The sequence below is a fragment of the Parasphingorhabdus litoris DSM 22379 genome, assembly GCF_020906275.1.
Taxonomy (GTDB): Bacteria; Pseudomonadota; Alphaproteobacteria; order Sphingomonadales; family Sphingomonadaceae; genus Parasphingorhabdus; species Parasphingorhabdus litoris.
The window spans coordinates 137,026-158,076 of sequence record NZ_CP086727.1 but is presented as its reverse complement, the minus strand read 5'-3'; the positions used below and the strand labels follow the sequence as shown (position 1 = coordinate 158,076).

Below are 21,051 nucleotides of genomic sequence, written 5' to 3'. Positions count from 1 at the left end.
CGCATGTTCGAACCCAACTCAACCATTGGATGGGCCACCGACCGTCTAACGGCGACCACACGCGATCTGCTAACCTTTCTGCGCGCACCGAAACTGGCGGATACAGAATTGCAAAGGACCGGAAAACCGGCTGATCTCATCTGGCTCTTCGCGGTCAACTGCATGATCGTGGCGGCGATCGCGATCGTGCTTTTCCCGATGATGCTGGCGTTCGATATCTCGATGTCAAACAGCATGGCGGGACTGTTCCAGCGCCCGATCTGGCAGCTTTTACTGATCGTCGTGATCGTCGGACCAATTGTCGAAGAGCTTATGTTCCGCTCTTGGCTCAACGGGTCTCCACGGCTGCTGATCCCCGTTTTCGGGCTGCTTGTGTGGATGGGACTGACCTATAGCTATGAACAAGTGGGATGGCCCGGGCCCGCTGCCATCGGCACAGCGGTTTTGTTGGCCATAATTGTCGCTGCCGTGTTGATCGGTGTAATCCTATTCTGGAAACGACCGGTGCCGGGCTGGTATGTCCGGATTTTCCCGGTGGTTTTCTGGGTCCAGGCCCTGCTCTTCGGCTCCGTGCATGTGTTCAACTATGCCGGTGACAATCCCGCCGCGCTGCTGCCCTTCGTCCTGCCGCAGACGGTGGGCGGCCTGATCTGGGGCTATGCCCGAATCCGCTATGGCTGGTGGGCCAATATCGCCATGCACATGGCTTATAACCTGATCGCAACTAGCGGTCTGGTCTACGTCCTGCTGACGCGGCCGAACATTCTCTAGTCTGTGACGACTGCAGTTCCCGATGCGGATACCATCAGCATCGATCCCTTGTCGCCGACAACCTCGTAATCGAGATCCACACCAACCACTGCGTTGCCGCCCAGCTTAGCCGCCTCGGCCTGCATCTCCAGCAAGGCTTCGTCCCGCGCCCGTTTCAAGACATTTTCATATTTGCCAGAGCGGCCACCGACAATATCGGTGATGCTGGCAAACAGGTCGCGGAACAGGTTCGCGCCAACGATCACTTCACCAATCACGATCCCGCGATAGTCGCGAATCGCCTTGCCTTCGATGCTTGGGGTGGTGGTAACGATCATGCTTGCTCTCCCGCTGTGAAAGCCGGGATGTTAGCGGATCGTTCAGGCGAGACCAAGCGCCGACTTATAGGTGTCGAGTATGGCTTCCATTTCCTGACGGTCATGGGTTTCCATTTTGCGCAGGCGGACGATCTGGCGCATGATTTTGGCGTCATAGCCCTGTGATTTCGCCTCGGAATAGACGTCACGGATATCGTCAGCGATGCCCTTTTTCTCTTCTTCCAGCCGTTCAATACGCTCAATAAACAGACGCAGCTGGTCTGCGGCAACATTGCCTTCGCTCATTCTCAAATTCCCCAGAAAATATGTTTTTGGATTCGTGCAGCCGCTTTAATCGGATGCGACATTCTTGGCTACGCTTTCCTTCATCCGTTGCAGCTTTTCTGGTGTCGCCTCGGTCTGGAACTTTCTCTTCCATTCGGATGACGGCATGCCGTGAATGGCCATGCGGGCTTCTTCCTTGGTCATATTGCCACCCGCTTCGTTCGTGGCTTCCAGAACCCAGTCGGCCAGACAATTGCGGCAGAATCCGGCAAGCCCCATCAGGTCGATATTTTCCGCATCATGGCGGTGCTGCAAATGCTTCACCAGGCGGCGAAAGGCCGCCGCAGCCGCTGCATCAGAAATTTGTTCTGTCATGTGAAATGCTTCCGTTGCTTTTTGTTTTTATCCTGTCATGATTTGGGGCTAACAGGCGTGAATTTAAAGCACCAAAACAGGAATTTTCGATGGCAGCGCATATGTTCTCCCGCGACCGCAAAGTAAAGGTGCTTGCCACCCTTGGCCCCGCCAGCGGCAGCCCCGAAATGATCGAAAAAATGTACAAAGCCGGCGTTGATGCGTTTCGCATGAACATGAGCCATGGCGAGCATAAGGCCCATGCCAAGAACGTCGCCTCGATCCGCGCGTTGGAAAAGAAAGCCGGGCGGCCGATCACCATTTTGGCAGACCTGCAAGGGCCCAAATTGCGTATCGGTACCTTCGCCAAAGCGCCGGTCGAACTGAAAACCGGAGCGAAATTCACGCTGGATCTGCAAAAGAAAAAGGGCGACGCCAAGCGGGTCAACCTGCCGCATCGCGAAATTATCGAGACTCTGGAGCCCGGCCATACGCTGCTTCTGGACGACGGCAAAATCCGGCTGGAAGTTACCAAGGCCGATGGCAAGTGCGTGGAAACCAAAGTGATTGTTGGCGGACCGATATCGGACCGCAAGGGTGTCAATGTTCCCGAAGTAGTGTTGCCAGTCAGCTCTCTCACCGACAAGGACCGCAAAGATCTGACCTTCGCGCTAGATCAGGACGTGGACTGGATCGCACTCAGCTTTGTCCAGCGCCCTGAAGATGTGGCCGAAGCGAGGCGCTTGATCGGTGGCAAGGCGGCCTTGCTGGCAAAAATCGAAAAACCCGCCGCGATCGACCGGCTGGATGAGATATTGGAATTGTCTGATGCGGTGATGGTCGCGCGCGGCGATCTCGGGGTGGAATTGCTGCCGGAACAGGTACCGCCGCTGCAGAAGCAGATTGTCGCCGCCGCCCGCAAACTGGGCCGTCCGGTTGTTGTGGCCACCCAGATGCTGGAGTCGATGATCAAATCACCCACACCCACCCGGGCAGAGGTTTCCGACGTCGCGACCGCCATTTACGACGGTGCCGATGCCATCATGTTGTCTGCAGAATCGGCAGTAGGCGACTGGCCAATTGAATCGGCAACAATGATGGACCGGATTGCCTCGCAGGTGGAAAATGATCCGTCTTATGCCGAGCGAGTGCATTTCACCGAAACCGTGCCGGATGAAACAACCGCCGATGCGCTTGCCGCCGCGAGCTATAATATCGCTCGCACGATCAAGACATCCGCCATTGTCTGCTTCACGACATCAGGATCGACGGCACGCCGCATGGCTCGCGAGCGCCCATCGGTTCCACTGCTGGTATTAACGCCCAATCGCCACACCGCGCGGCGCGTCGGCCTTTTATGGGGTGCCCATGCCGTCGTCACCCGTGATGTCAGTGATTTCGAGGAAATGATCGCCAAAGCCAAACGCATGGCCTTGCGACACAAGCTCGGCGAAGCGGGATCGCGATTGATTGTATGTGCCGGTGTGCCTTTCGGGACACCGGGATCTACGAATTTGTTGCATGTCGTGCGCTTGAGCGGGAATGAATTGAAGCGAAAATAGTGGATGGAGCAGCCCGAAAACGGCCGTTTATCGCCAGGTTGTCGTCATCAGCATCGATCCTTTCCGGAAATGATCTTCTGCCTTGAATTTATTCAATAGTCTCTTGTAGTCTCAGCCCTGTTTTTCGCGCTGGTCCGGCTCCAGTCGCGGCAGTTTTGGTTACGCGATAAATTGGAGAACAGATATGGCCGATGGCCAGCAACAGGCGGCCTTGCCCCGTCGCAACGGCTTCACCCGCTTCCTCGACGGTGTGGAGTGGCTCGGCAATTTGCTGCCGCATCCCGTGACCCTATTTGCCTTGCTAGCCATCGGCATTGTCTTTCTATCCGGCCTGTTGGGCTGGATGGGCCTGGCCGTTGTCGATCCGAGGCCGGCTGGCGCGCCGGGCGTAGCAGAGGACGGCATGATCCGCGCTGTCAGCCTGTTGGATGGCGATGGTGTGCGGCGTATTTTCACTAATCTTGTGACCAACTTTACTGGTTTTGCACCGCTTGGCGTGGTGCTGGTTGCCATGCTTGGCGTCGGCGTAGCAGAAAAATCCGGTCTGCTTTCTGCGGCCGTGCGCTCCATGGTTCTTTCAGCGCCGCCGCATATGGTGACGGTGGCGATTGTCTTCGCCGGGATCGTTTCCAATACCGCATCGGAAGTCGGCTACGTCGTTCTAATTCCGCTCGCGGGCGCGATTTTCTATGCGCTGGGGCGCCATCCGTTGGCGGGCATGGCCGCGGCGTTTGCTGGCGTCTCGGGAGGCTATAGCGCCAATTTGTTGATCGGCACGATCGACCCGCTGTTGGCGGGTATTACACAAGAAGCCGCGCGTTTGATCGACCCGGATTATACGGTTGTGGCGACGGCCAACTGGTATTTCATGGTCGGATCGACATTCCTGATTACGGCCATTGGCTCGCTAGTAACGATCTTCATTGTGGAACCCAAGCTGGGCAAATATAATCCCTCTGGTGCAGACCCCACCATCCTTGATGACCGGATGATGGAGGAAATAAGTAGCAAAGAGCGCAAAGGCTTACGCTGGGCCGGCATCGCGCTGTTGGGTGTCCTTGGGTTGATGGCGCTAACCTTGCTCCCGGATTGGGGCGTGTTACGCAATCCGGAAACCGGCGATCGGATCAACTCCCCTTTCTTCAAAGGCTTTGTCGTCTGGATCCTGATTTTCTTTGTGGTCACCGGTTATGCTTATGGCCGCGTCGTCGGCTCCGTAAAAACCGATCGCGATGTAATAGATGCCATGGCCGGTGCGCTCTCATCCCTCGGTCTCTATATTGTTCTGGTTTTCTTTGCGGCCCAGTTTGTCGCCTTTTTCGGGTGGACCAATTTGGGTGCGATCACCGCGGTGACCGGTTCGCAGTTCCTGCTCGACACGGGCATGACTGGCCCGGCCGTTTTCTTTTTCTTCATTCTGATCTGCGCGGTGATCAATCTGTCACTAGGCTCGGCATCGGCGCAATGGGCGGTCACCGCACCTATTTTCGTGCCAATGCTTATGCTGATTGGCTATGCGCCGGAAGTCATTCAGGCGGCCTATCGGATCGGCGATTCGACGACCAATATCATCACCCCGATGATGAGCTATTTTGGCCTGATCCTCGCCTGGGCGACCCGCTATGACAAGAATCTCGGCGTCGGCACTTTGATCGCGATGATGTTGCCCTATACGATCTTCTTCATTCTGTGCTGGTCGGTCTTCTTCTTTATCTGGGTGTTTGCGCTGGGGTTGCCCGTCGGCCCGGGATCACCGACTTATTACACACCCTGATTTAGAGCAGGCGCGGCTATAGTAAGGACAGCGCCTTGAGTTCTGCCTGTAGTAAAGCCGCATCCTGGAAATGATGGCCCTTTATCCCGAGCGCTTCGGCGCCTTCGATATTGTCGAGCCGGTCATCAATGAACAGGCATTGTTGGGCTGAAACACCAAAGCGGTCGAGCGCCAGTTCGTAAATTGCGGCATTGGGCTTCATTAACTTTTCATCGCCGGACACAATGATGTCGGAAAAAAAATCGAATATCGCAGCTGTCGGGCGAAAGCCTTGCCAAAATTCCGAGCCGAAATTGGTGATCCCGAAAATCGGAATACCGTTCGAGGCGAGCTGCTCTACCAGAGGCAATGATCCGACTACGGGTCCTGGAATAGTTTCATTGAACCGAGCAGCATAAGCTTTGATGTGCGATTCATATTGAGGAAATTGCGCAATTCGTTCCGGCACCATCTCCGCCAGCGGCCGGCCGGCATCATGTTCGAAATGCCATTCCGGCGTCACAACGTTCAGCAGAAACCAGTCCAGTTCCCGCGGATCATCAATCAGTTTCTCAAACAGACAGCGCAGATCCCATTGATACAGGACATTGCCTACATCAAAAATTACGGTATCGATTTCAGAAATGGCAGTCGCTTCTGCCATGAAACGAAATTAGCCCTGGCGCGCTTTGAACCGGCGATTCGTTTTGTTGATCACATAGGTGCGGCCACGACGACGGATCACGCGGCAGTCCCGATGACGGTTTTTGAGCGACTTCAAAGAGTTGCGGATCTTCATTTTGGTACCACGCCTTAATATTTTTAAATTTCTTGAAACAGCCGGAGCCGTATGCAGACGGTGCAGTTAGGGTTACAGCCCGCCAAAGTCAAGCACACAGATGGCCTATTCCCCGCGAATTTCACCCAATTTGCGTTCCCAAGCCAGTGCATGGGTCACAATTTTATCTAAATCGGCATATTGCGGCTGCCACGGGAAGCTTTTCATGATCGCGCGATTGTCGGAAATCAGCGAATCGGGATCTCCGGCCCGCCGCCCTTCCAACTTGCGAGAAATCGTGAGATTCGTGACCCGATCCACGGCATCGAGAACCTCAAGCACTGAGAATCCCCGGCCATAACCGCAGTTGAGCAAGTGATTCTGATCGGGATCAGCGATCAGCGCCTCAAGCGCCAAGACATGGGCCGCAGCCAGATCCGAAACATGGATGTAATCGCGCACGCCGGTGCCGTCGGGGGTATCATAATCAGTTCCGAAGACCGCAACGTTATCCCGCTTACCCAAAGCCGCTTCCACCGCGACTTTGATAAGATGGGTCGCACCCGCTGTGGATTGACCGGTTCGCGCTTCAGGATCTGCGCCCGCAACGTTGAAATAACGCAAAGCGCAGAAATTTATGTCATGTGCGGCTGATACGTCGCGCAGCATATGCTCGGTCATCAATTTGGACATGCCATAGGGATTGATCGGCACTTGTGGTGTCTGTTCGCTCACCGGGCTTTCTTCAGGAATGCCATAGGTCGCTGCGGTGGATGAAAAGATGAAATGCTTCACTCCGCCAGTCACCGCAGCATCAATCAGGCTGCGGCTTTTGGCGCTGTTATTATGATAATATTTGAGCGGGTTCTCGACTGATTCCGGAACAATGATTGATCCGGCAAAATGCATGATCGCGCCGATATTTTCATCTTTGATGATCTTGAGAACCAGCGCGGTATCTTCGATATCGCCTTCGTAAAAAGCGACATCATCGGGGACCGCCCAACGAAAACCGGTGGTGAGATTATCGATCACCGCAACCGGCCAACCCGCATCTTTCAGTGCCAGCACTGCGTGGCTGCCAATATAGCCGGCGCCGCCGGTAACCAATATTGTGAAGCGATCCGGCATATTATCTCCTTAAAACCCCGTCGTAAGAGCCTATTAGCTGGGGAAAGTCGTCATTCGGTTAACCATAGAGCCATACGGATGCAATTATTTACGTCAGGATATCGGAATTTGGGCTAAGTTAGCGCACAGTTGGTCGGGAGTTGAATAATATGACACGCAAAAAGCTTTTGGGGATTGCAATATTGTCTTTGGCAACGAGCGCCTGTGTGGCGTCGACGCCGCCGGTTGATGTGACGCGTTTTCACGCCGCGCAGGATGCACAAATTGCCACCGGAACCGTAGCGATCATCTCGTCATCGGATGTGAGCGAGGGCAGGGTGCTGGAGCAGAGCACATATGAGGCCGCGGTCCGGCGAGAGCTGCAGCGCGTCGGTTATTCCGATCCGGGCACGGATGCGGCCAATGGCGAATATGTCGCGCGGGTCTCAGTCGAACAAAGCCGCATCTCGGCCGGTGGTCGTCGCTCTCCGGTATCTGTTGGCGTTGGCGGCAGTACTGGCAGCTATGGCTCTGGCGTTGGTCTGGGCATCGGCATTAACTTAAGCGGCAAGCCTAAGGACAAGATCGCAACCGAATTATCGGTCCGCATCACCCGCCGTGCCGATGGCGAGACCATTTGGGAAGGCCGCTCTTCCGTTGAGGCAAAAGAAGGTTCGCCAGCATCCCAGCCGGGCCTCGCTGCGTCAAAATTGGCTGAAGCGTTATTCAGGGACTTCCCCGGAGAGTCAGGAACCACTATCAGAGTGCCATGAGCACCAAAAATATTCAGATCACCGCCGCGTTCGATAGCGGCAATATCAATGTCCATGAAATTTCCGGTACAAAAGCCGAGCTGTCGATCCACAAGGATAAAGACAGTGAATTTTTCCAATGGTTTCATTTTCGCGTAAGCTCCGAAATCGGCGATACGCTGGAACTCAACATCAATGGCCTGAAAGACTCTGCCTACCCGCAGGGTTGGCCCGGTTACAACGCCTGCGTCAGCGAGGATCGCGAATATTGGGGACGCGCCGACAGCAGCTATGATGAGGATAAGGGCACGCTGTCGATAAGCTATACCGCAACCAGCAATATCGTCTGGTTCGCCTATTTCGCGCCCTACAGCATGGACCGCCACCATGACTTGATTGCTGAACTTTCATCAGTGGAAGGCGTGACATGTCGGACGCTAGGGCATTCTTTGGAAGGACAACCCATTGATTGCCTGTCGATGGGCGAAGGCGAAAAACAGGTCTGGCTCTACGCGCGTCAACATCCCGGTGAAAGCATGGCCGAATGGTGGATGGAAGGCGCGCTTGAGATGCTTGCCGATCCGGCTGATCCGCATACCCGGGCGTTACTGCAAAAATGCCAATTTCACATCGTTCCCAATATGAACCCAGATGGTTCGTTTAGAGGTCATCTACGAACCAATCATGTTGGAACGAACTTGAACCGGGAATGGCATGAACCCAGCGCTGAGAAGAGCCCGGAAGTCTTGTGCGTCCGCGGTGCCATGGATGAAAGCGGCGTCGATTTTGCAATGGATGTCCATGGCGACGAAGCGATTCCCGCGGTGTTCATTGCCGGTTTTGAAGGGATCCCGAGCTGGACCGACGAATTGGGCCGCAAATACCATGCTTATCGCAACCGGCTGGCGGCCCGCACCCCCGATTTTCAGACGGAGTTAGGATACCCGACCGCAGCTAAGGGCAAGGCCAACCTCTCTATGTCCACCAACCAGGTCGCCGAACGTTTCGGCTGTGTCGCCATGACACTCGAAATGCCATTTAAAGATAATCGCGACTTGCCCGATAGCGAGCAAGGCTGGTCACCGGAACGGTGCAAACTATTGGCGCGCGAATGCCTGGCGACACTGGCGGAGTTAGCGGATGAGGTTTAGAGCGCTCTTGAAGGCGGTCACGGAGGATGCAAGGGGTTTTTGGTAAGCGCATATTATTATTGGAGTTTTTAGGGTTGAAAAAAGGAAGCACCCACAGTTTATCCCACGTTCTCAAGTTCGAAAAGCGCCTCAATCTGCTAGGTTGTATTTCCGTCATAATCAAAACACAGAACGCGAGCTCCAAGGGTGTCAAGAAGTTTGCGGATAATTAGCACTACGGCATACAAGTCGTTGACGATTTATGTGGTCTATCTGCCAGCTAAACCGCTTTGCTATGAACTCAGTGCATGAAAAAGTATAAAATCGGGCTTGTTCTGTTACTATCTTTGCCGATTTTAAGTTGGATATGGATCGCTAGTTTGGCTATCCTTAGTTTAAACATAGTGCAAAAAAGAGAAATTCTGGTGTCGCATTTTTCAAATAGGTCTGAACGCAGTGCCGGCAAAAAAGGCATTGATCGTACCGCAGTCAGCAGGCGCGTTACAATAGCCGGTTTCGCAGGAATTTCCTTGGCACCCTTGATTTCCTTGCGCGCAAACACTCACCGACAGTTGTCCGATAAAACAGTTCTAAAAGATATTTCTCCCTATGCAGGAGAACAATTTGTTGATGGGTCCATTTGGCGTTGTGATACAATACAAAATCATCTTATTAAAATGGCCAAAGCCCCTCCGGCAACACTTTTTATCAAATCAGAAATTGACCCTGACCAAGTCTGGGTGCGCCAGTATTCCGGCGGTGTTCGCCCAGAATGGTTCGGCGACATAGGTTTATCACTAGAGCAGGACACGGCAGCCTTGCAGGCTGCATTCAATATAGGCGGGGCTGTTCGATTGAGCAAAAAAACCTATATGTTCGAGCCTGGCATTGATCGCGGGTTAATAAGTAACAATCAGATTATTGGTGTCGGCAAGGAAACCATTATCAAACTTGGATTTTCAAAACCACCGTCGACGAACACTATTCAACAGGTTCTGCGCCCAAAAAACTATCAAAATGTTGAGAATCTCCTGATCGCGGACATCTGTATCGACGGGAACATGACACAAATTGATTGGTCGGGCGTCAAAGGAGACGGAAACGCCTTTGGTATTGGCCTGTGGGGTACGCAAAACGTCACAATTCGCGATGTACTCGTTCGGAATTGTTGGACTGACGGTATCTATATCGCCTATTCTCATAGTACTCGACCCAACCGGCGGAACAGCTCTGACATTCAATTTGCTGGCAATATTCAAATCGAGGATTGCGGGCGCCAAGGCATGAGCATCATTTCTGCTGAATCTCTTTATTGTCCGGCAATAAGTATCAAAGGTATTCTCAGAACCTCTCCCAAAGCTGCAATCGACATCGAACCAAATAATCGCGCACCCGACAAAGTCGCCGACATATATTTTGGTGAGATCAAGTCTGAAAATACGGGCGCTGGATTCATCATCGCTGGTGTAAGTGCGCCGGAGAGTATTCATATTGATCGATTGATATGCAAGGATGTGCGATCCACATATGGCTTGGCAATTGGGTCAGCCCGGGACGTATTCATCGGACACGTTGTGCTGGAAAAGACAGGTGGTGGGAATTATCCAGTCGTTAGAATTTCTGACTATCAAAACATCTACATTGGTCATTGCGACACAATCGTTCGGGAATCTGCCAAACCTGGCGTCCTTTGGAGTTTCGAAGTCGACGGGACACGATTTCACCACAAGAATAAAGACCTCCAGGTAGACATATTGAATTTGAATGGATCACAAGCCGGTGGACTCAGAACAGAGGCCAACACAAGCAGCAGCTTTGGATCCGTGACAACTTCAAACATTAATCGAGCGGACTACGCTTTGGGCCATGCAGCAATTCTTGATGGCAGAGTTTTTATACAGTCATTCGAAACCAAGGACCAAAGCCACCGGAAAGCGCTCGACATTCTTTCGAGCAGCGTCTCCATCAAGCATGCAAAATTACGGTCCGGAAAATCCGGACTAAATATCGACTTCAACAATCACCGTCCGCAATTGAATCAGATCGAACTTGATAACAGTTCCTTTTCTTACTGATCAGACCATAATGGCAATAGCCCTCAATATTTCTTCGAATATCATATCGTTGATTACTTGATAGGTAACAGCTTACGGTAGCAAACTGTCATCTTTTTGCGGATCTGGAGTTTGGGAATAAACAGCACGCAGCAACCAGTAGAAATGGGAACGCAACCACGTGATGCCTTGCGGCAGTGCCCCAGTTCACCGTTCCCAATGACCATACAAATTCAATGATCAAATAGAATAGCAACGCATAGATTGCGGAAGCGCGATGAACATTGCCTCCCTTCACAGCCGCCTTGATTGCGATGAAAATCAGGACCGCGCGGAGCATATTCTCTAGAAACAGAATGATGTCCGAAGCGGTCGATATCTTCCACGGAAACGGTTCGAGCATATATTGGATGAAGCCGACACTGGCGAACTGGATGACTTGGAATCCCGATCCAATCCGGATGTCGGTTTTATAGGTTGCCCTCGCGTAACCAGCTGCACCACCTTGCTGATAGGATTCTACCGTACCCAACAGCCCAGTTTCGGTAAGCTGGCCTCTGCTTTCGAGGATATTGCTCAATATAAATAGCGCCGCTGCAAATAGGATTAAAGTGATCACGATTTGTCCTACCGGGAAGATTCGGCCTTGAAGAGCAGATCGGTAATATACTGATAATGCTATGCCTGCCATGATCGACGCCAAAAGTCCTAAGTGCAATATTCCAGTCAGCAATACGCCGAACCCAATCCAAATCCAGTATTTCGTCTCTTTTTGCACGTAGAATTTGACGAGTGAAAATAAAATTATCATCAACCCAAGCAACTGGAGAGACTCTCTCAAAGGAACATAGGTCATAGCAATATTGGAAGGAATAAATGCAATAAGCATTAGAGATAGCAATCTATATTTTCTTTCAATTTCCAGAATCAATAGAGTTTTGTTCAAAAGGATAATCGAAATAAACCAAGCTAATACTGAAGAAGTGCACATCCATATTATACTTGATCCAGCATATTGCATGAAGAAGCCGAAGAAGTTGACGTACGATCGCCATCCGATGGAAAACTCAAAATATCTAGCACCCTTCGCTATACTAGTGCTCTCAATGAAGAACATCATTGCATCTTTTGGTATATATTCCTCGTAGTTACCGGAATATAAAATAAAAAATATTAGAGATATCCTAACAATTAGGCCAGACATTATTATTATCGACGATGTTCGCATGTTAAGATGCTACCCTGGATAACCGAACGATCACAAACGAAACCTGATTACAAACCGAAATATTCGGTAGTAGCTTGGTTGACCCGCTCTACTGCATATTTTTCGAGCGCGATAGAACGTGATCTCCTGCCATAAACCTCCTTCAATTCTGGATTGCCCCTCAATTGCTTCATTGAAAGATACAACGCTTCTTCATCGGCCACAGGAATTAGTATCCCATTCTGTTGGTGCACAACGGTTTCCCGACATCCTGGTGCATCAGTCGAAATAATTGGTCGCCCCATCGACATGGCCTCGAGCACAGTACGCGGGGTTCCTTCACGATAGGAAGGTAACACATAAACGGCTGTGGCTTCCATAGCCGGCCTGATGTCGTCCAGTTTCCCGAGATACTCTACACCACGAGCAATCCAACTATCCAACTCTGCCTCACTGATAGCGTCAGGACCAGAGTCCAAAAAACCAGCCAGACGGATTTTGACATCCGGCGCTTCCGCCTTCAGTTTCAAACCTGCTTCGACATATTCGCGCACACCTTTGGTAATCAGCAAACGACTGATCAGAAGATAGCTATCGTCTTGAGGGAGGGCACAGTCATAGAAATGATCGATATCAACTCCGGAGCCGTTTGTTATTTTGGCTTTGGACCGGTCTTGCAAGCAGCCCGCTTGTCGAAAATCCTCAACATCATCTGGGTTCTGAAAAAGGACTGCATAGGCACCTGCGGAAGCAAACCGATATAATTTATGAACCGCTTTCTGCAGGGCCGAACGAAGTCTGTCGTCGCTCGGGATAAACGCATATCCAAGGCCGGTGACCATGAAACCATATCTCGCTTTGGCCAGCCTGGCGGCAAAGCTTGCCCAAATGTTGGGTTTTATCGTATAGTTGATAACAAAATAGGGTTTCAATCGACGTATGAGTTGCCACATTTCCAGAAGATAATTCAAATCGCTGAAAGGATTGAGCTTTCGTCTTGAAACACTTACTTCATGTGCCACCGCTCCGAGAGTAGCAATACTTTCCCTCACAGAATCATCAATATTCGGGGTAGATACGTGAACAGAATAGCCCATAGCGATCAGCTTTCGAATAAGATCGCCGCGCAATTTTAACAAATAGTCCGGATGAGACCCGTTAATTAGAATAATCTTTTGCATTTTTACCATATCGTCATAGGTCACTCAGCTTTTGTGGCAACTTTAGTGTCGTCGGATTATTAGTTTAGGTACTAGAAATGGAGTCAGGTCATGGAGATAGCCGTCGTGGGGGCAACCGGCTTTGTCGGCTCAAATTTATGTAGAATCCTCGGAAAAACGGGATTTTCTATAACTCCATTCAATCGATTAGCAACTGAAAAATTGCTGCGCAACGGAATTGATCCGGAGCTGCGATTTGATTGGGTTGTGAATTGTACTGGTGGGACGCAGGATTTGCAAACTGTGAACACCAGATTGCCCATGCAGCTCTATCAGCAAATAAATCCGCATCTTGACGGGGGATTTTTGCAGGTAAGTTCGGTTGCTGCCGGGCAGAGCACAACGCCCGAGGGCATTCCAATAAATGAAACCGATCCCGCAGTCCCGGAAACAGCTTATGGCCGGAGTAAAAGCGAAGGCGAAAACGCGCTGAACGCGGTAAAGAAATCATCGATAAAATTGTGCATCCTGCGTCCACCGATATTATATGGTGCAGATGCGAAAGGCGTATTTAACCTTCTCAAAAGGTCTTCAAGACTGGGGTTGCCCCTGCCCTTGGCTAGCCTCAGCAACCTACGCCACTTCATGTTTGTCGAAAACTTCGCTTATGCCGTTGCGAGCGCCATCCGATCAGAATTAGACGGAACCTACTATGTGGTAGATCACCCGCCCAAAACCGTTAGTCAGTTCTACAATGCCATGTGCTCTGCCAGCGGCAAGGGAAAAAGAAGCTTTGCTCTGGGACCACTCACACGGCCTGTCATATCTGCTTTGCTCGGTTCGCGTGCAACCAGTCTAATCGAAAATTCCTGCTATGATGATACAAAATTTCGGCAAGCAACTGGATTTCAACCGCCGAAAGATTTTAACTCAGCGATCGCCAATTCCATTTGCGCTTCTGATTGTTAGCCTAATCCCACTGCGTCACCGCGGCCACTCCCGGCAATAGTAGAGATTAATATTTTTGCATCGAAGAGAAAATTCGATGCGTCAATATATTCAGCGTCCATGATGGACAATCGAACCGGCTCCGACATATCGACACCTGAAATCTGGGCAAGCCCTGTAATTCCAGGTCGCACCTGGAAAACTCCTCTTTTTGAACGTTCCGCTATCAATTCATGCTGAATTGGAAGACACGGTCGAGGGCCAACGAAGCTCATATCTCCTTTCAACACCGATAAAATTTGCGGCAATTCATCAATCTTTGTTTTTCTCAGGAAAGCGCCAATCGGGGTTACGCTGCTCTGGGAAATTTCGTGAGAAGCCCGATCAGGTGTACCCAACGTCATTGTCCGGAGTTTATAGAGTTGAAACGGCCGTTCGTTGCGACCAATCCGGGTCTGGACAAAAAGCGAAGACCCTTTGGTGTTCAACCGGATTAGAAGCATCGCCAAAACCACCAACGCTAAAGCGGGAAGCAGAAGTAGCAAAGCCAATGTCAGATCAAATAATCGTTTCAAAACAGCCAATCCTCGGTGCGGGTTAGGGAGGGTCCTTGCCATTTCAAATTTGGCTTGTAAACAAGCCTTTTTCTAAATGATCACGGCGGTCCAAATGGAAAGTTACAAGACGGATGTTGTGATTGCAGGTGCCGGCGTGGTTGGGTTGGCTATTGCTCGCAGCATTGCCGAAAGCGGTAAAGAAGTTATCATCCTTGAATGTGAAAATGCAATCGGTACTCAAACTAGTTCGCGCAATTCCGAAGTTGTTCATGCCGGCATCTATTATCCCCAAGGCAGTATGAAAGCGATGCATTGCGTTGCGGGTAATGAAATGCTCTATGACTACTGCGCGACCCGAGATGTTGGCGTCAAGAAAATTGGAAAACTGATTGTTGCAGCCAATGATCTGCAATCAGAAAAACTCTTGCAGATTGAACAAAAAGGATCGGCCAACGGTGCGAGAAACCTTCGCATAATCGAGACATCGGACATCAAACGGATGGAGCCTAACGTCATTGGCCGAGCTGCGATTTTTTCACCATCTACAGGAATAGTAGATAGCCACGGCCTAATGCTGGCATTGCTTCACGATGCTGAGAGCGCAGGGGCGATTCTATGTCTCGGCAACACCGTGGGAAGGGTATTTTGCGGCGCCTCCTCCGGGTTTAGAATTCAGATCGAAGCCGAGCAGGATTTTGAGCTACAAAGCAGAGTTTTTATCAACGCGGCGGGCCACGGAGCGATCCCTTTGGCCAAGAAGATTGACGCACTTCCCGCTAAAAATGTCCCGGAACAATTTTATGCCAAAGGCACTTATTTTGGTCTGCAGGGAAAGTGTCCTTTCAATCATTTGGTCTATCCCGTTCCAGAACCGGGTGGCCTTGGTGTCCATGCGACTATCGATCTAGGCGGCAGCGTCCGTTTCGGACCTGATGTAGAATGGACAGCTGGTTTTGATGTGGAACCGAATCCGATGCGACAATCAGAATTCTACAATCGTATTCGGCGATATTGGCCCAACCTTCCCAATAACTCCCTTTTTGCAGATTATTGCGGTGTCAGGCCAAAAATTGCAGGACCTAACGATGGCGATTCAGATTTCGTGATATCGACGGTGGGCGAGCATCAAATAACCGGTTTGATCAATCTTTTTGGAATTGAATCACCTGGCCTGACGAGTGCCCTTTCAATCGCGGAGCATGTGTGTATAGAAGCGGCAAAATCTTGGGATTGATAACTTCCTTGCGAAATTTAGGGCAAATTTAATGCGCACTGTACTTGTGACTGGATCTGCTGGATTTATTGGGTTTCATCTGTCCAGCCTTTTGCTACGCGAAGGATTTCGTGTCATCGGCTTCGATGCGATTACCGACTACTACGACGTGCGGATCAAAGAGCGCCGCCATCAAATGCTTCTTCAAAACGAACATTTCTCCTGCACGATTGCAAAATTGGAGGATATGGATGCTTTGACCAGCCTGTGTGAAGAAGCGAAGCCAGATATCATTGTTCACCTCGCGGCCCAGGCCGGTGTGCGGTACAGTCTCGAAAATCCTCGCGCCTATATTGATTCTAATATCGTTGGAACTTTCAACGTGATGGAATGCGCACGAATATTCGCCGTAGAGCATCTATTGATGGCTTCAACATCGTCCGTTTACGGTGCCAATGAAGAAATGCCTTTTCAGGAAACTGAAAAGATCGCAACCCCCATGACTATTTATGCGGCGACCAAGCACGCGAATGAATCCATGGCCCATTCATATGCACATCTCTGGAGTTTACCGATCACCATGTTTCGGTTCTTCACGGTCTACGGCCCATGGGGTCGTCCGGATATGGCTCTGTTCAAATTTACCAAGGGGATCCTCGAAGGATCCCCCATTGATATATACAATAACGGCGAAATGTATCGAGATTTCACATATGTGGTAGATCTGGTCCATGCTATTAGATTACTAATTGACACTAAACCTGAACGACCAGCAAGTCGCGAAGATATAGCAACCGGAGATAGCCTTTCTCCAATCGCACCCTACCGTATTGTCAATATCGGGAACTCGAATACGGTTAAGCTCCTTGATTTTATTGACGAAATAGAGCGCAGCCTAGATAAGAAAGCTGTAAGAAACTACATGGAAATACAAGTTGGTGACGTACCAGCAACCTGGGCTGATGCTTCCTTGCTGGAGAGCTTAACCGGCTTCCGTCCCGATACTCCAATTCGCCATGGCGTCAGCCAATTCGTTGATTGGTATCTGGACTATTACAGTAACTAACCCCAAAATTGGATAAAGAATGTCTGTTTCAAACGCAAAAATCGCTGTCATTGGTCTCGGCTATGTTGGACTTCCTCTTGCCGTCGAGTTTGGAAAAAAGTTTCCCACGGTCGGTTTCGATATTGATACCGACAGGATATCCGAGCTTCAAACTGGATATGATGCGACTCTTGAAGTGGAGGAAACGGATCTAAAAACCTCCAGCAAGCTCGGCTTTGCTGCAGATGCCTCCGATATTGCCGATTGTAACGTTTACATTGTCACAGTTCCTACACCGATTGATCGGCACAAAAATCCGGATCTGTCGCCACTTATGGGGGCATCCCAAGCCGTTGGTGCCTGCCTGAGTAAAAATGATGTGGTTATCTACGAGAGTACGGTTTACCCAGGCGCTACCGAAGAGGATTGCGTACCGCTTTTGGAGCAGGTTTCCGGGCTCAAGTTTAATCAAGACTTTTTTGTCGGTTACAGCCCCGAACGGATCAATCCTGGAGACAAAGAGCATCGTTTGCCTTCAATCAAAAAAGTTACTTCCGGCTCGACCCCGGAAGCGGCAGACTATGTTGATGATCTCTATAAGGCTATCATAACGGCTGGCACCCACAAAGCCCCCTCGATCAGGGTCGCCGAAGCAGCGAAGGTAATCGAAAATACGCAACGCGATGTAAACATCGCACTGATCAACGAGTTATCCCGTATCTTTTCGCGCCTTGATATAGATACCCTGGCTGTGCTGGAAGCAGCGGGTACAAAATGGAACTTCTTGCCATTTCGTCCAGGATTGGTCGGTGGGCATTGTATCGGTGTCGACCCCTACTACCTAACCCACAAAGCGCAAGCTGCGGGCTATCATCCAGAAATGATATTGGCTGGTCGTCGTACGAATGATGAAATGGGCAAACATATTGTTGCTGATTTGATAAAGGAAATGATCAATCAGGATATTAAAGTGCAAGGCGCAAACGTGCTTGTCCTGGGCTTCACATTTAAGGAAAATTGCCCAGATATCAGAAATACCAAAGTGATCGATGTGGTGAATGAATTGAGAGACTACGGAGTCCTGCCCCATATTCATGATCCTAACGCTTCGCATTCTGAAGCAAACCGAGAATATGGGATAAACCTTATCGATGAACCCGAATCAGGGAAATATGAAGCAATCATTCTTGCCGTTGCTCATAATCACTACAAAAATTTGGGTGTGCAAAAGATCAGAGAATGGGGTCGGAACGACCATGTTCTCTTTGATTTGAAATACGTATTCGACCGCGACTCTGTTGATCTTCGAATGTAGCTAGTTGGAAACACTTCCGCCCTTTGACAATAAGAACGATAACTTGCATGGGCGGCCATATTCAAGATTTCGGACAAGCTTAAAACGGTGCATGGACAATCTATGAAAAATTTCGCGATTATCGGAGTGTCAGGATATATTGCTCCACGACATCTGAAGGCTGTTAAAGACAATGAGGGTATCTTGGTAGCTGCGCTGGATCCCAATGATTCCGTGGGAATTATTGACAGTTATTTCCCGGACGCCAGTTTTTTTACCGAGTTCGAGCGGTTTGATCGCCATATCGACAAGCTAAGGCGTGACAATTCAGCTGACATGGTAAACTATATTTCCGTTGCGTCGCCCAATTATCTGCACGATTCCCATATTAGATTTGCGCTGCGTTCAGGCGCGGCTGCGATATGTGAAAAGCCATTGGTGCTCAATCCTTGGAATATTGACGGATTGATTGAAATTGAAAAAGCAACAGGCCGGAATGTCAGCACAATTTTACAACTGCGCTTGCACCCCGCCATCATTGCTTTGAAAGAGCGGGTAGATGCCTCCGACAAAAAAGAGAAGTTTGATGTTGATTTGACATATATCACCTCTCGCGGAAACTGGTATCTCCAGTCATGGAAAGGCGATGATGGGAAGTCTGGTGGGATTGCTACGAATATCGGTGTCCATTTTTACGACATGTTGCACTTCGTTTTTGGAGATCTACAACAAAATGTGGTTCATTACCGTTCCCAGACAAAGTCTTGTGGATATTTGGAGTATCAACATGCGAGGGTGCGATGGTTTCTGTCGATAGATAAAGATGATATTCCGGAAAAATACAGTTCGGCGGGGCAAAGAACTTATCGATCAATTACATGTAATGGAGAAGAGATAGAATTCTCCGACGGCTTTACCGAGCTGCATACGGAAAGCTACCGTGAAATTTTGGCAGGCCGTAGCTTTGGACTTGAAGATAATCGGTGCGCAATAGAAACGGTATCAACCATCCGCAATTCCGATATTGCTCCAGCAACGGGCGATTTTCATCCCTTTCTGACGAAGCTGTTGACATGACGCCTGGGATTCACCCTAGCGCCATTGTCGATGAAGGCGCCACCATCGGTGATGGTAGTCGCGTGTGGCATTTTGTTCACGTTTGCGGTGGTGCAGTTATCGGTAAAAATGTGTCATTAGGTCAAAATGTCTTTGTCGGTAACAAAGTCACCATCGGGAATGATTGCAAGATCCAGAACAATGTTTCAATCTACGATGATGTGACGCTGGAAGACAGCGTTTTTTGCGGTCCGAGCATGGTTTTTACCAACGTCTACAACCCGCGGGCCCAGGTGGAACGTAAATCTGAATACCGTAAAACGCTTATCCGGGAAGGTGCAACGTTGGGCGCGAATTGCACTATCATTTGTGGTGCTACTATTGGCCGTTATGCAATGGTGGGAGCTGGTGCTCTGGTGAACCGTGATGTACCGGACTACGCCCTTATGGTAGGAGTGCCCGCCGTCCAAATTGGCTGGATGAGCCAGTTTGGAAGTCGACTGGACTTGCCTCTCGAGGGTGAAGGGACAGCTATATGCAGTGATACCGGAGATCGCTATGTGTTGCGAGAGGGCAATGTGGCACCGTTGTCAAACAAGCCGGGCAAAGCTGGAACTGAAACGTGAAGAACATACCATTTATCAATCTTCGCAGCCAGCAGCAGGCTCGAAAACCCCAAATAGATGAAGCGATCCAAGCTGTTCTGGCTCACGGGCAATATATTATGGGCCCCGAAGTCAAACAGCTTGAGGAAACTCTCAGTGCGTTTGTGAACGTAAAGCACTGCATTACCGTTTCGAGCGGAACCGACGCTCTTTTAATTGCACTAATGGCGCTGAAAATTGGAGTAGGTGATGAAGTTATCACCACACCGTTTACGTTCATTGCAACTGCGGAGGTCATTGCCCTTCTAGGAGCAACCCCGGTCTTTGTCGATGTCGATCCCAATACCGCGAACCTCGATGTTTTGAAGGTTGAGGACGCTATTACCGACAGGACCAAAGCTATTATTCCGGTGAGCCTTTACGGGCAATGCTGTGACATGGACCACCTGAATGCGATTGCGAAAGCGCATAACCTACCCGTGATAGAAGATGCTGCACAAAGTTTTGGTGCGACATATAAAGGACGACGGTCCTGCAGCTTAAGTGAAGTTGGATGCACTAGCTTTTTTCCCTCCAAACCATTGGGTTGCTACGGTGATGGCGGTGCAATTTTCACAAATGACGATAGCATGGCGCAAACCATGCGGGAAATTCGAGTGCATGGCCAATCCAAGCGCTATGTTCATGATCAGATCGGGATCGGCGGACGAATGGACACGCTACAATGTGCGATCGTTCTGGCAAAGTTTCCTAGATTTGTGGAAGAAATCGAGATGCGCCAGGCCATCGCCAGGCGCTATGATAGCGGTCTCGCTTCTCTCTCGAATCGGTTAAAAAGAATCGAGATTCTTCCGGAAAACAAGTCCGTATATGGGCAATATACGGTCAAAACGGATGATCGGGAAAATGTGGTCGAAGCTCTCTCAGCCGCCGGCGTACCGACTGCCATTCATTATCCGGTGCCACTCAATGAACAATCTGCGTATCAGCACTATGCGCATGGAAACACACCCAATAGTTCTGAACTGTCCAAACAGGTAATCAGTCTCCCAATGAGTGCAGACCTGCGGCTGGAGGATCAAGACTACATCATCTCCACTCTACAAGAGGTTCTAAGTTAA

The 21,051-nt window shown here is 50.2% G+C and carries 22 protein-coding genes; 13 read left to right on the top strand and 9 right to left on the bottom strand.

Annotated features, from left to right (window positions below):
• Window positions 1-3 precede the first annotated feature (3 nt).
• Window positions 4-771, top strand: a complete 768-nt coding sequence (locus BS29_RS00835; protein ID WP_229955090.1) for a CPBP family glutamic-type intramembrane protease — start codon at window positions 4-6, stop codon at window positions 769-771.
• Here BS29_RS00835 and BS29_RS00830 read toward each other — a convergent pair.
• The 3 genes from BS29_RS00830 to BS29_RS00820 are packed head-to-tail and all read right to left on the bottom strand — an operon-like array spanning window position 768 to window position 1,727.
• A complete protein-coding gene (locus BS29_RS00830) occupies window positions 768-1,088 on the bottom strand; it encodes a heavy metal-binding domain-containing protein (RefSeq protein ID WP_229955082.1) in 321 nt (106 codons plus the stop codon). The two genes, BS29_RS00835 and BS29_RS00830, sit on opposite strands and share 4 nt — an antisense overlap.
• 42 nt (window positions 1,089-1,130) lie before the next feature.
• The gene (locus BS29_RS00825; RefSeq protein WP_074203789.1) at window positions 1,131-1,373 is read right to left on the bottom strand and encodes a DUF2312 domain-containing protein; all 243 of its coding nucleotides are present in this window, start codon (window positions 1,371-1,373) and stop codon (window positions 1,131-1,133) included.
• A gap of 45 nt (window positions 1,374-1,418) precedes the next feature.
• Entirely contained in the window at window positions 1,419-1,727 is a 309-nt protein-coding gene (locus BS29_RS00820; RefSeq protein WP_229955080.1) for a DUF1244 domain-containing protein, read from the bottom strand.
• A gap of 89 nt (window positions 1,728-1,816) precedes the next feature.
• Here BS29_RS00820 and pyk point away from each other — a divergent pair, with 89 nt between their 5' ends.
• Both pyk and BS29_RS00810 read left to right on the top strand, forming a co-directional pair.
• Window positions 1,817-3,268 (top strand): pyruvate kinase, encoded by a 1,452-nt coding sequence (pyk, locus tag BS29_RS00815; RefSeq protein WP_229955078.1) that lies wholly within the window; start codon window positions 1,817-1,819, stop codon window positions 3,266-3,268.
• A gap of 184 nt (window positions 3,269-3,452) precedes the next feature.
• The gene (locus tag BS29_RS00810) at window positions 3,453-5,042 is read left to right on the top strand and encodes an AbgT family transporter (protein ID WP_229955074.1); all 1,590 of its coding nucleotides are present in this window, start codon (window positions 3,453-3,455) and stop codon (window positions 5,040-5,042) included.
• Window positions 5,043-5,058: 16 nt separating this feature from the next.
• Here the strand turns inward: BS29_RS00810 and BS29_RS00805 are convergent, their stop codons facing one another.
• The 3 genes from BS29_RS00805 to galE all read right to left on the bottom strand — a co-directional run bounded on the left by BS29_RS00805 (window position 5,059) and on the right by galE (window position 6,930).
• Window positions 5,059-5,685 (bottom strand): HAD family hydrolase, encoded by a 627-nt coding sequence (locus BS29_RS00805; RefSeq protein WP_229955072.1) that lies wholly within the window; start codon window positions 5,683-5,685, stop codon window positions 5,059-5,061.
• A 9-nt stretch (window positions 5,686-5,694) separates the two neighbouring features.
• Complete coding sequence (gene ykgO, locus BS29_RS00800; protein ID WP_007165381.1) at window positions 5,695-5,820, bottom strand: type B 50S ribosomal protein L36; 126 nt, start codon at window positions 5,818-5,820, stop codon at window positions 5,695-5,697.
• A gap of 105 nt (window positions 5,821-5,925) precedes the next feature.
• Window positions 5,926-6,930, bottom strand: coding sequence for a UDP-glucose 4-epimerase GalE (gene galE, locus BS29_RS00795; protein WP_229955070.1), 1,005 nt, complete (start codon window positions 6,928-6,930; stop codon window positions 5,926-5,928).
• A gap of 149 nt (window positions 6,931-7,079) precedes the next feature.
• Here galE and BS29_RS00790 point away from each other — a divergent pair, with 149 nt between their 5' ends.
• From BS29_RS00790 to BS29_RS00780, 3 genes are all read left to right on the top strand, one after another.
• On the top strand, window positions 7,080-7,682 hold the full coding sequence (locus BS29_RS00790) for a DUF4136 domain-containing protein (RefSeq protein ID WP_229955068.1): 603 nt from the start codon (window positions 7,080-7,082) through the stop codon (window positions 7,680-7,682).
• Window positions 7,679-8,812, top strand: coding sequence for a M14 family metallopeptidase (locus BS29_RS00785; RefSeq protein ID WP_229955067.1), 1,134 nt, complete (start codon window positions 7,679-7,681; stop codon window positions 8,810-8,812). The genes BS29_RS00790 and BS29_RS00785 overlap by 4 nt, the downstream gene beginning before the upstream one ends.
• A 287-nt stretch (window positions 8,813-9,099) precedes the next feature.
• Entirely contained in the window at window positions 9,100-10,866 is a 1,767-nt protein-coding gene (locus BS29_RS00780) for a hypothetical protein (protein ID WP_229955060.1), read from the top strand.
• A gap of 88 nt (window positions 10,867-10,954) precedes the next feature.
• On the opposite strand, the gene BS29_RS00775 is transcribed toward BS29_RS00780, so the two are convergent.
• Entirely contained in the window at window positions 10,955-11,734 is a 780-nt protein-coding gene (locus BS29_RS00775) for a hypothetical protein (RefSeq protein WP_229955058.1), read from the bottom strand.
• Window positions 11,735-12,120: 386 nt separating this feature from the next.
• Entirely contained in the window at window positions 12,121-13,257 is a 1,137-nt protein-coding gene (locus BS29_RS00770; RefSeq protein ID WP_229955056.1) for a glycosyltransferase family 4 protein, read from the bottom strand.
• Window positions 13,258-13,323: 66 nt separating this feature from the next.
• On the opposite strand from BS29_RS00770, the gene BS29_RS00765 reads away from it, so the two are divergent.
• The gene (locus BS29_RS00765; RefSeq protein WP_229955054.1) at window positions 13,324-14,181 is read left to right on the top strand and encodes an NAD-dependent epimerase/dehydratase family protein; all 858 of its coding nucleotides are present in this window, start codon (window positions 13,324-13,326) and stop codon (window positions 14,179-14,181) included.
• Here BS29_RS00765 and BS29_RS00760 read toward each other — a convergent pair.
• Complete coding sequence (locus tag BS29_RS00760; protein WP_229955052.1) at window positions 14,178-14,735, bottom strand: sugar transferase; 558 nt, start codon at window positions 14,733-14,735, stop codon at window positions 14,178-14,180. The genes BS29_RS00765 and BS29_RS00760 overlap by 4 nt on opposite strands.
• A gap of 94 nt (window positions 14,736-14,829) precedes the next feature.
• Here BS29_RS00760 and BS29_RS00755 point away from each other — a divergent pair, with 94 nt between their 5' ends.
• The 6 genes from BS29_RS00755 (at window position 14,830) to BS29_RS00730 (ending at window position 21,051) form a co-directional block, all read left to right on the top strand.
• Window positions 14,830-15,951, top strand: a complete 1,122-nt coding sequence (locus BS29_RS00755; RefSeq protein WP_229955050.1) for an NAD(P)/FAD-dependent oxidoreductase — start codon at window positions 14,830-14,832, stop codon at window positions 15,949-15,951.
• A 31-nt stretch (window positions 15,952-15,982) separates the two neighbouring features.
• On the top strand, window positions 15,983-16,996 hold the full coding sequence (locus BS29_RS00750; RefSeq protein WP_229955049.1) for an SDR family NAD(P)-dependent oxidoreductase: 1,014 nt from the start codon (window positions 15,983-15,985) through the stop codon (window positions 16,994-16,996).
• Between the two features lie 19 nt (window positions 16,997-17,015).
• Complete coding sequence (gene tviB / locus BS29_RS00745; RefSeq protein WP_229955048.1) at window positions 17,016-18,290, top strand: Vi polysaccharide biosynthesis UDP-N-acetylglucosamine C-6 dehydrogenase TviB; 1,275 nt, start codon at window positions 17,016-17,018, stop codon at window positions 18,288-18,290.
• A gap of 102 nt (window positions 18,291-18,392) precedes the next feature.
• The gene (locus BS29_RS00740; protein WP_229955047.1) at window positions 18,393-19,346 is read left to right on the top strand and encodes a Gfo/Idh/MocA family oxidoreductase; all 954 of its coding nucleotides are present in this window, start codon (window positions 18,393-18,395) and stop codon (window positions 19,344-19,346) included.
• The gene (locus tag BS29_RS00735; protein WP_229955046.1) at window positions 19,343-19,951 is read left to right on the top strand and encodes an acyltransferase; all 609 of its coding nucleotides are present in this window, start codon (window positions 19,343-19,345) and stop codon (window positions 19,949-19,951) included. The genes BS29_RS00740 and BS29_RS00735 overlap by 4 nt, the downstream gene beginning before the upstream one ends.
• Window positions 19,948-21,051 carry a DegT/DnrJ/EryC1/StrS family aminotransferase gene (locus BS29_RS00730; protein ID WP_326838485.1) on the top strand — a complete coding sequence of 368 codons (1,104 nt, stop codon included), beginning with the start codon at window positions 19,948-19,950 and terminating at the stop codon, window positions 21,049-21,051. The genes BS29_RS00735 and BS29_RS00730 overlap by 4 nt, the downstream gene beginning before the upstream one ends.

Excerpts from the sequence above, each read along its gene's own strand:
- BS29_RS00835 (WP_229955090.1), top strand. The coding sequence starts at position 4 with ATGTTCGAACCCAACTCAACCATTGGATGGGCCACCGACCGTCTAACG.
- BS29_RS00830 (WP_229955082.1), bottom strand. The coding sequence starts at position 1,088 with ATGATCGTTACCACCACCCCAAGCATCGAAGGCAAGGCGATTCGCGAC.
- BS29_RS00825 (WP_074203789.1), bottom strand. The coding sequence starts at position 1,373 with ATGAGCGAAGGCAATGTTGCCGCAGACCAGCTGCGTCTGTTTATTGAG.
- BS29_RS00820 (WP_229955080.1), bottom strand. The coding sequence starts at position 1,727 with ATGACAGAACAAATTTCTGATGCAGCGGCTGCGGCGGCCTTTCGCCGC.
- pyk (WP_229955078.1), top strand. The coding sequence starts at position 1,817 with ATGGCAGCGCATATGTTCTCCCGCGACCGCAAAGTAAAGGTGCTTGCC.
- BS29_RS00810 (WP_229955074.1), top strand. The coding sequence starts at position 3,453 with ATGGCCGATGGCCAGCAACAGGCGGCCTTGCCCCGTCGCAACGGCTTC.
- BS29_RS00805 (WP_229955072.1), bottom strand. The coding sequence starts at position 5,685 with ATGGCAGAAGCGACTGCCATTTCTGAAATCGATACCGTAATTTTTGAT.
- ykgO (WP_007165381.1), bottom strand. The coding sequence starts at position 5,820 with ATGAAGATCCGCAACTCTTTGAAGTCGCTCAAAAACCGTCATCGGGAC.
- galE (WP_229955070.1), bottom strand. The coding sequence starts at position 6,930 with ATGCCGGATCGCTTCACAATATTGGTTACCGGCGGCGCCGGCTATATT.
- BS29_RS00790 (WP_229955068.1), top strand. The coding sequence starts at position 7,080 with ATGACACGCAAAAAGCTTTTGGGGATTGCAATATTGTCTTTGGCAACG.
- BS29_RS00785 (WP_229955067.1), top strand. The coding sequence starts at position 7,679 with ATGAGCACCAAAAATATTCAGATCACCGCCGCGTTCGATAGCGGCAAT.
- BS29_RS00780 (WP_229955060.1), top strand. The coding sequence starts at position 9,100 with ATGAAAAAGTATAAAATCGGGCTTGTTCTGTTACTATCTTTGCCGATT.
- BS29_RS00775 (WP_229955058.1), bottom strand. The coding sequence starts at position 11,734 with ATGCTTATTGCATTTATTCCTTCCAATATTGCTATGACCTATGTTCCT.
- BS29_RS00765 (WP_229955054.1), top strand. The coding sequence starts at position 13,324 with ATGGAGATAGCCGTCGTGGGGGCAACCGGCTTTGTCGGCTCAAATTTA.
- BS29_RS00755 (WP_229955050.1), top strand. The coding sequence starts at position 14,830 with ATGGAAAGTTACAAGACGGATGTTGTGATTGCAGGTGCCGGCGTGGTT.
- BS29_RS00750 (WP_229955049.1), top strand. The coding sequence starts at position 15,983 with ATGCGCACTGTACTTGTGACTGGATCTGCTGGATTTATTGGGTTTCAT.
- tviB (WP_229955048.1), top strand. The coding sequence starts at position 17,016 with ATGTCTGTTTCAAACGCAAAAATCGCTGTCATTGGTCTCGGCTATGTT.
- BS29_RS00740 (WP_229955047.1), top strand. The coding sequence starts at position 18,393 with ATGAAAAATTTCGCGATTATCGGAGTGTCAGGATATATTGCTCCACGA.
- BS29_RS00735 (WP_229955046.1), top strand. The coding sequence starts at position 19,343 with ATGACGCCTGGGATTCACCCTAGCGCCATTGTCGATGAAGGCGCCACC.